Origin of the sequence: Paenibacillus sp. UNC496MF (genome assembly GCF_900113915.1) — a bacterium.
Lineage (GTDB): Bacteria > Bacillota > Bacilli > Paenibacillales > Paenibacillaceae > Paenibacillus_Z > Paenibacillus_Z artemisiicola.
The window spans coordinates 1-9100 of the sequence record NZ_FORE01000030.1; the positions used below are offsets into that span (position 1 = coordinate 1).

The window sequence follows — 9100 nt, forward strand, 5'->3', positions numbered from 1 at the left end:
TCTAGACTTGCGAACTTCGTTTTAGGTCGACCTCTGAGGGATGAATGCTGTCCACGACCATCCTCTAATGAAACACCATTTTGGGATTTCTTAACCCAATCCAACACTTGAGCTTTACTACGAATATTCAATTGTTTCGCTACTTCGCGAGAGCTTACACCTGATTCATAAAGACGAATAGCCTCGCTTTTTAATTGTGCCGTGTATTGGAAAAATAGTTGTCCCTTTTTCGCCAAAAAAATCCCCTCCGATTGCAGCTTTTAAGTCCATTGTACCAATGGGCTTTTCTTCGCTGTCAACCATGAGGGGATATTACCATTATCGCGGCCTTTAATGAGATAATGTTCTGTCACCCGACATATTTTTCTAGCAAAGATTGGTTTCTTTGTTTTTGCAGATTTTAAAATATTGAAGGGGGCTGCCCCTAGAGCCTATGGCTTTTGGGACAGCCCCTTCCTGCTAACCTTTATTTCTGCAAATTGGCCATATAATTCTTGTTGCTCACGCGGAAAGCGGCGTCGACTTTATCCTTGAGATCGTCGGTATAGCCGTCTTTCTCCGCGGTCGCCAGGAAATCGTTGAACAGCTTCTCGAACTCGGTGTCGTCCTTGGCCACCAGCACCTTGGTCAGCGCGTCCTCGAACGCCTTGCGCGCCTTCCACGCTTTGTCGGCTTCGGGTATCTGGGAGGTGAAGCTGTAGATCGTCGGTTTGAGCGTATCGGTCGACGGCGCCCGCTCGACCCGCCCCATATCGAAATACGTGTCCGCCTCCTCCGGACTTCTCTGCTTGTCGTACCAGGTTCCCGGATAATAGCGGCCTTTGCCCGTAAAGCTGATGTAGTCGCTCATGGTCCGGTCATCGTTGGAGCCGTCGCTCAACTCCAGGCCATATTGCTGCGCCAGCGTTCCCGGCTTGTCGTAGACCATTTGCGCTTCCAGATTCTTATCCGTGTACACGCGCTGGCCGTCCTTCTCCTCGAACAGTCCGGCGCTCTTCGGTCCCCAGAACCACAGCTTCTCCCCCGCATCGGAGGCCAGAAAATCCATCCAGCGCAGCACCTGCGGCAGATCCTCCTCGGCTACCGAATCCTTGAAGATGCCGATCCGCGTTCTCGCGCCCGGCAGCGCCGACGCGAATAAGAATTTGTCGTCGTTGCGGGGAATATCCAGATAAACCTTGCGGTAACGGTACGGCTTGCCGGCCTGTGCGAGCGCATTATTGTCCGGTGACAGGAAGCCGTAGGAAACCGCATACATGCCGTTGTTCAGCTTCTGCTGGAAGACGTTATACGGATCGACCATCGCTTCCTTGGAGGCGACGCCGTCGCGCATCAATTGATTCATCTGCTTCGCCAGATCCTTGAAGAACGGCTGCTTGAAGCCCCATTCCACATGCTGCGTCGTTTTGTCCCAATAGGTAAAATAGGAGTTTTCTCCGCCTGTGCTGCTTCCACCGTACAATGAGCTGAACAGAATCGTCATCAGATTCCAATTATCCTGTCCGGAATACAGGAAGAACGGTGAAACCTGCTGATTGCCTTCCTTGACGCCAAGCTTCTGAATGTTATACAAAAACGAGGTAAAGTCTGCAGCCGAATGGATCGGCACGTCGAGAATATCTTCCTTGGTGAATTTGCCGTTCTTCATATATAAATCTTGGATTTCCTGTTCCGTCTTGGCCTGCGGATACAGCTTCTTCAAAATATCGTCGCGGACATAAACATACCCCATCGAATGCGCCAGCGGATAATCGACCGGATCGAGGTCGGGATACAGCTTCGGCAGCGCGGTTTCGTAAATCGAAGCCGGCGCCATATATACCTTGCCGTCCTTCTTGACATTCGGCATATCCCAAACCGTGTTGAGCGTTTGCGGAATTTTTTTCATTAAATTCGGCGCATATTTAGGCAGCAGATCGGTCAGGTCGTACAGCTTGTCGTTGTCCACCAGCGAATTCAGCTCGTCGCCGTCCAGGATCAGGTCGGGCCAATTGTTCGTGGCCGCAAGCATGCCCATCTTGACCGCGCCTGTCGAATTGCCGCCGTTATCGAAGGAATTGTCCAGATCGATATGGACGCCGGTGACGCGGGCGATTTCGTTGGTTACCAGATCGTCCTTGTATTTGCGGGCGCCGGCGAACGTGCCGCCGGTGCCGTGGTCGAGCCAGATTTTCAGATGAAGCTGTTTGCCGGTCCAGTCCGGCAAATCCGAGCTGTCCTCGACGGCAGGCAGCGGCTGGAATTGATCTCCCGACGACTCCGGCTTGGCGGTATCGGCCGAATGGCCGTTGTTGTTGTCCGCGCATCCCGCCAGCACGGTCACCGTCAACAGCGTCGCCAGCAGCGCCGATGAAGCTTTCTCCCATGTGCTCATCTTATATTGTCCTCCCCTTTATGATGTTCCATCTATGCCAAAGCCCTTGCGGCCGAACCGGCAGCTCTTATTCCTTGACCGAGCCGATCAGCGCGCCGTTAATGAAATGTTTCTGCAAAAAAGGATACACGAGGATAATCGGCACGGTCGTGATGACCACCTGCGCCGCCCGGATCGCTTCCGGCGTCACGCGGAGCGTGGCGGCCCGATTCACTTCACCCCGCTGTGCCGCCTCTTGAACGAGACTGGCGATCATATCGTTCTCCTTGATCATCAGCATCAGCTTGAACTGCAGCGTGTGCAGGCTCGGTTTCGTGATGAAGTTGAGCGTGGTCGTCCAATCATTCCAATGCGTGACCGCCGTCCACAAGGCAATTGTCGCGATAATCGGCCTGGAGAGCGGCAGAATGATCCGCCACAGCACCGTCAGCTCGCTGGCGCCGTCCATTTTGGCCGACTCCTCCAGACTGACGGGAATCGTATACAAATAGGTGCGGATAATGATCACGTTAAAAAACGAAAACGCGCCCGGCAGCACATAAACAAGGAAATTATTGAGCAGGCCAAGCTTTGAATAAAGCAGATAAACCGGGATAAGCCCGCCATTAAAAAACATCGGCACGATAAAATAAAGCAGCAGCGCGTTGCGGCCGACCATGCGTTTCTTGGTCAGCGCATACCCGGCGGCGATTTGGACCGCCAGCGCGAGCGCCGTTCCGGCAATTACTTTGGCGATCGAAATGAACAGCGCCCGTATAATCGAGTCGTCCCGCAGCAGCGTGGCGAAATTGCTGAATGTCGGCTGACGCGGAAAGAGCGTAATTCCGCCGAGCATGCTATCCTGACCGTCGTTGAAAGCCACGGCAACCGTATTCAAATACGGGTAAAGCGCAAACAGCGCCAACAATCCGAGAAATACGAGGTTGCAGATGGAAAATACACGATAACCGGTGCCTGACAGGTTCATGTTGTGCGGCCCCGCTCCTTTCTCGGAATTACCAAATTCCGCTGCTCGTTAGCTTTTTGGATATGCTGTTGGCAGCCACCGTCAGGACGAAGGCGATCAACCCTTGGATAAAGCCGAGTGCCGTCGACAAGGCATACGCCCCCTGCTGGATGCCTTGCTTGTAAATGAGCGTCGAGATGACCTCCGTGTTCACGAACGGATTTTGCAGCCCGTAGATGAGCTCGAAATTGCTTTGGAACAGATTCCCGAGCTGGAAGATGAGCATGATCATCACCGTCGGCAAAATGGTCGGCAGCGTAATGCGGAAGGTCTGTCTTAGCTTGCCGGCGCCGTCCATGTAAGCCGCCTCGTACAGCTGCGGGTCGACCGAAGCGATCGCCGCGAGGAAAATGACCGTGCTCCAGCCCGTTTCCTTCCATAGGGACAGCAGCAGCACATTCGGTATAAAGAAGTGGGGATTGGAGAGAAACATAATCCGCTCCGTATCGCCGCCGAACAGCCACAGCCGAATATCGTTAAGCGGACCGTAGATGGAATAAAATGCGTAAGCGATGCCGATAACGGAAATCCAGGACAGAAAATGGGGCAGGTAAAGCAGTGTCTGCGTGATCCGCTTGAAGAGCTTCAAACGGAGCTCGTTCAGCAGCAGCGCGAGGACGATCGGCGCCGGGAAGCATACGATCAGCGTCAGCGTGCTGATGAGCAGCGTCTTCCCGATCGCATCGCCGATCATCGGCAGCTCGAACACCTCGCGGATAAATTTCAGGCCGGCCCAATCGCTCCCCCAGAAACCTTTGAATACGTCGTAATCCTTGAAAGCCACCATAATGCCGGGAAGCGGCATATAGACGAAAACGAAAACGAACAGAATCGCCGGCGCGAGAAGCAGATACAAATATTTGTCCTGCTTCATCTGCCGCCAGCGCCACGACGCCTTAACCATCGACAAGGGCTGTCTCTCGCGATCGGCAACCGTCTTCATCGTTGTGCACCTCCTTTCTCAAATTCAAAGGCGAAGCTGCGCAGCATGCGAACAAGTGTCGCTGCCTTCACTATTTCATTCTAATGGAAGCGCTTTAAGCTGCAAGACGCGAGAATTGCAAGGATAGAACGGTATGTTGTACTTTCTGCGCACGGACGTCTCCAACCCGTTCCAAACGCGCGAAGCGCAAACAGACCCGCTTCCTCGTTCGGCGTGTTCGGACAGCCGAGCGAAAGGAAGCGGACCTGCAATTTCGGTTGCCTTGAGCGGCATCCCTTCGGAGCTGCAGCGGTTTATACGGCGTTGCGGCAAGGAACGCGCAGGATGACGCGCGTCCCGCCGCCGGGCGCGGCTTCGAACCGGATATCATAATCTTCCCCGTAATACAGCTTGATTCGTCGACGTATATTAGCCAGCGCGTAGCCGCTGCCGGATCTGGCGAAGCCGCTGCGGTCACCGGTCTTCTTCCGCTGCTCGCCGGTCCTCTCGGTTGCGGCTGGCCGATTCGCGGCCTGTTGCCATGCCTGGATACCCTGTCCGTTGTCCGTCACCTCGATGACAAGATGCTCGTTCTCCGCTCTGGCGCTCAGTTCGACCCGTCCCCCCGAAGCGAGCGAATTGACCCCGTGGACCAAGGCATTCTCGACGATGGGCTGCAGCATATTCCGCAAAATATACGCCTTCCCCGCCTCCTCGGCAAGCTCAAGCTCGTAGATGAAGTCTGAATCGTAAGCAAATTTATGAATGTCCAGGTATTTGCGGATCATCTCGAATTCCTGGGTCAGCGGGGCGGCGATTTCGCCTCGATTGAGAAATGAACGGTAAAAATCCACCATATCGTCGACAAGCGTCTGCAGCCTGTCTTCCGGGTAAATCCATTTGATCGCGGAAAGCGTATTATACAGCACATGAGGATTGATGTTGCCCTGAAGCAGCTCGGCCTCGAGCAGCCTCCGCTCCAGCTCGTTCTCCGCCGACTGGCGGTAGTGATCGCGAATTTGCATGACCAGACCGCGAAATGTAACTTCGAGCAGGCCGAGCTCGTCGCTTCCCGGTTCCGCTATTCCGGATCCGAACGATTCCAGCGTATCCGTCTCGCTGCGGATGCTGCTTGTCAGCGCGGTCAGCCGCCGGGTAAGCAGCAGCGTAACGAACCGAATCGAGAGCAGAATCGTGAGCAGCAGCCCGACCAGCATAACGAGCGGGATCGCCAGCAAGCCGCCTAGCCGCAGCCAGATGGATGTCTTGGTCACATAGAGCAGCAGATCGTCCTGCGCCGACTTCAGGTGCAGCGTCACCTGATAATAGGAGGAAACGTCCTGCGGAACGCTCTGCCCCGTCTGCGGCATATCGTCGGGCGAAACGCCGTTGCGGCCTACCGCGAAGCTTGTGCCGTCCTTTGCCCGGTACAGCATGAAGCTGCCCGAGGGCAGCAGCGCCTGCAGCTTCGCGATCGGCTGATTCAGCGGGAACACCACCTCGGTAATCGCCAGCGTTTCGTTGAAATCCATGATTTTGCTGTAAATATGGACTTCCGGCCGTCCGTTGTCCGGGGACACGAGGAATGAACGAACCGGATAATCGTCGCTATTCGCTAAAACGCGGCTGCGGGTAGCCGCATCGAGATCGTCGATCTTGCGAATGCCGTCGGTCCGATAGATGGACGGATTGAATCCGTAAATGGTGATGTCGCTTTGCAGTTCGTCGGAACGAAGCGCATCCAGGACGTACCGGAAGCTGTCGAGATTGTTCATATAGTCGAGCAGATCGTCCCCGTAGTCCTCCTTGAGCATCTGGATGATTTGCTGGTTGTTGGTGATGTAGACCGACTTCTTGATGCCTGAATAATAGTTGTTGTCCAGATTTTCGACCTCGGCGGCGAACCGCTGGCCGTCCTGCTGGAGAATGGCATCAAGCTTGGACCTGGCATAGGCCGACATATAGACGATGGAGAGCAGCAAGAGCGGCGATAGCGTAAGCAGGAGAATGGCGACCAGCAGCTTCTGCCTGTACTGCAGCCGATGGAACAAGCGGGCGAAACGGTCTGCGGCGCGCTTAACGACAGGCATCGGACTCCTCCGTCACTTAAAATGATCCTTGTATTCCGATGGCGAAACGCCCGCATGCTTTCGGAACACCAGGCAAAAATGCGATTTGTTCGTATAGCCGACCTGCATTGCGACCTGATAAATTTTGCTGTCCGGGTGCCGCAGCAGCGACTTGGCCCGCTCCATTCGGTATTCGGTCAGATAATCGAAAATTTTCAAGCCGGTTTTGCTTTTGAATATATTATTGGCATGGCTCAGGCTCAGAAACACCTCGCCCGCAATCTCCTGAACCGTGATCGTTTCCCGATACTTGGCAGCGACGATCGCCTTGATTCGGCTGACGATCCGCTCGTAATAGGGAAGCTCCGACTCTTCCGCGTCCGCTGCGCCGGACTGTCCCGGGCTCTGCGGGAACGGCTGCCTAATATGCCGAAGAAGCTCCTCCCGCTCCAACTCTTTCATCTGCGCCTTGTCGAGCTTGCCGGCAACCTTCGCGACAGCCGCCTCCAGCGCCTGCTTGCGGATCGGCTTCAGCACATAGTCGATTGCCTCCAACTGAAGCGCGCCGTGGGCGAACGCAAAGTCGTCGTAGCTGCTCATGAAAATAAGCTCGACCGCCGGCAGCCCGCTCCTCAGCCGTTGGCCGAACTCGATACCGTCTATGACGGGCATTTGGACATCGGTCAGCACAATGTCAGGACGGACGGATTCCGCAGCAGAAAGCGCTTCCATCGCATTGCCGAACAATCCCGCCACCTGACAGCCAAACGTTTCCCATTGAAACAACCCTGCAATGCCCCGCCGGTCAAGCGGATTGTCGTCGACAATAAACAGTTTATACATAACTGCCCCTTCTTTCCGAACTCGTGCAATGCATGTTCATCTTCGTCCATCATAGCATAGTTAGCCGCCTCCTCGCGTGGTCAAGTGTGCAGAGGAGGTCATTGACCATCTCCGCCGGATTGAGCTGCTCACGTACTTTGACTGCCGAAATATTCGGTCCATAGCGGTACTCAATCTAGAGCCGTTAAAAGATGGGTCTATTCTGATAAACGTTCAATCGCTTGCTTGATTGCATCAAACGCATCAACATCGTTCTTCGCAATTCGAAAGAGCGTCAATTCCACCATTTCGCCGAAATAACCTGCAGCATGTTTAGACCAATCTGCGCATTCCTCCAGGCCGATCAGCGCCCAAGCGAGGTCGTGCGTATAGCCGCAACAATGGCTTATCTTATCCCATAATTCCTTTAATCCGGGTTCGTGCAGTTTTTTCATGTCGCCAATCATGTCATAAACTGCGGCGTCGCCGCCGTCGCGGTATTTGCGGAATACCTCCGCGAAGTTATGACAGTTGAAGGTATGCCACATGGCATCGGCTACGCGCTTCATTCGTGCTTTCTTCTCTTCAAGGTCAGCATTAGCCAGACTGTCCGAGGTGTATAACCCCATTTTTTCGATATAGCTGGCCCAAAGATTTTCATTGATGTTGTACTCCATGACCTGCCGAATGCGCTTTAATCCATCTATCAGCGTATAGCGCGGTTCACTCTTATCACCGATTAGATAAAGAATATCAAGTTCATCGTAGGAGAGTGCACCTTGTGGTTTAACCTGCGCATGAGCGAAATCGGGGCAAATAAGCGCATCGCCATCATATCCGGTAATTACGCGGAAGCGGCTGCCGCCGGTTTTCACTTTTGTGATAACCGGTTTACCCGCGTCGATGGATGCGAAGATTTCATCTTTAAACATAGCGGGATCGGTCAGTCGGTGATATTCGTAACCAGCGAAGCCGAATAAAAATTCAACATTATTCTCCGTACCGCATCCATAAAAATCTGTTTCGCCGATCATCTTCTGCATCTCGGTCGGCTGGCCGTCAAAACGGCTGCGTAAGGAACTGCACCCGCACATGGTGTCAAATAAGAAAAAATAACTCTCCTGCAAGGCAACCGACCTCTCGCGGACAGCCTCTATGTTCTCAAGGAACATATATGTTGAGGCGAAGCAGTTGATAAAAGTTACCGAATCGAAGCCACTGAACGGAATGTTAAATGTTAATTCGTTTTTCATGGGTTCCTCCTTATCGATTTGTTCAGAATAAAAACTTCATCTTTCCTTTGGTTATCCCTATGCCACCACAATTCGCCGTTTTGTTGAACGATCCTGCCCGTTAGTTGAACAAAGACTGCTTGGGGCCGCTCCGCCGGGAATGACATCGAGTTCGCGCTGCATCATTGCGGCCGGCACGCTTGTGCTGCCTAGGATCGCTGCAGTCATCCCTGCCAACCGTCGGGAATGTGATTAAGTTTCTTGTCAATTTCGGAAATGGGATCAAGTTCTTGCCATTTGGTTTTGACAAGAGCTTGATCCCATAACTACAAAAAGCCGCGATAATGGTCTTACCCCCGTCAAGTAGACAGTGAAAAAAACGAACTATGCAACGGCCGTCTCCCGGTAATCAACTGGGGGACGGTTATTTAATTTTTTCTGAAATCTGTTGTAGTTGTAAAATGCGATGTATTCTTCAATCGCCGTGTAAAGCGACTCAGCCGTTTTGGGGCGAGTAAGATGAATTTTCTCTGTCTTCAGATGTGAAAAGAAAGATTCTATACAGGCGTTATCATGGCAATTTCCACGTCTGGAATGGCTCGCAATCATCCCATATTCCTCTAAGCGCTTGTTATAGTGATGGGTTGTGTATTGAAATCCTTGGTCTGAATGCAG

The 9100-nt window shown here is 53.2% G+C and carries 8 protein-coding genes; all 8 read right to left on the reverse strand.

What is annotated here, in order from left to right; genetic code table 11:
• On the reverse strand, positions 1 to 236 hold a 236-nt coding region (locus BMZ79_RS34060; protein WP_143089021.1), incomplete at its 3' end, for a transposase.
• Positions 237 to 466: 230 nt separating this feature from the next.
• On the reverse strand, positions 467 to 2374 hold the full coding sequence (locus BMZ79_RS33260) for a type 2 periplasmic-binding domain-containing protein (protein WP_090649518.1): 1908 nt from the start codon (positions 2372 to 2374) through the stop codon (positions 467 to 469).
• A gap of 67 nt (positions 2375 to 2441) precedes the next feature.
• On the reverse strand, positions 2442 to 3236 hold the full coding sequence (locus BMZ79_RS33265) for a carbohydrate ABC transporter permease (RefSeq protein WP_218154865.1): 795 nt from the start codon (positions 3234 to 3236) through the stop codon (positions 2442 to 2444).
• A 133-nt stretch (positions 3237 to 3369) separates the two neighbouring features.
• Entirely contained in the window at positions 3370 to 4323 is a 954-nt protein-coding gene (locus BMZ79_RS33270) for an ABC transporter permease (RefSeq protein WP_090649525.1), read from the reverse strand.
• 293 nt (positions 4324 to 4616) lie between these two features.
• On the reverse strand, positions 4617 to 6392 hold the full coding sequence (locus tag BMZ79_RS33275) for a sensor histidine kinase (RefSeq protein WP_090649528.1): 1776 nt from the start codon (positions 6390 to 6392) through the stop codon (positions 4617 to 4619).
• Positions 6393 to 6404: 12 nt separating this feature from the next.
• Positions 6405 to 7214 carry a response regulator transcription factor gene (locus BMZ79_RS33280; RefSeq protein WP_090649530.1) on the reverse strand — a complete coding sequence of 270 codons (810 nt, stop codon included), beginning with the start codon at positions 7212 to 7214 and terminating at the stop codon, positions 6405 to 6407.
• Positions 7215 to 7411: 197 nt separating this feature from the next.
• Entirely contained in the window at positions 7412 to 8446 is a 1035-nt protein-coding gene (locus BMZ79_RS33285) for a cysteine peptidase family C39 domain-containing protein (protein ID WP_090649533.1), read from the reverse strand.
• Positions 8447 to 8809: 363 nt separating this feature from the next.
• The coding region (locus BMZ79_RS33290) for an IS3 family transposase (protein WP_143089205.1) at positions 8810 to 9100 on the reverse strand (291 nt) is incomplete at its 5' end.

Excerpts from the sequence above, each read along its gene's own strand:
- BMZ79_RS33260 (WP_090649518.1), bottom strand. The coding sequence starts at position 2,374 with ATGAGCACATGGGAGAAAGCTTCATCGGCGCTGCTGGCGACGCTGTTG.
- BMZ79_RS33270 (WP_090649525.1), bottom strand. The coding sequence starts at position 4,323 with ATGAAGACGGTTGCCGATCGCGAGAGACAGCCCTTGTCGATGGTTAAG.
- BMZ79_RS33275 (WP_090649528.1), bottom strand. The coding sequence starts at position 6,392 with ATGCCTGTCGTTAAGCGCGCCGCAGACCGTTTCGCCCGCTTGTTCCAT.
- BMZ79_RS33280 (WP_090649530.1), bottom strand. The coding sequence starts at position 7,214 with ATGTATAAACTGTTTATTGTCGACGACAATCCGCTTGACCGGCGGGGC.
- BMZ79_RS33285 (WP_090649533.1), bottom strand. The coding sequence starts at position 8,446 with ATGAAAAACGAATTAACATTTAACATTCCGTTCAGTGGCTTCGATTCG.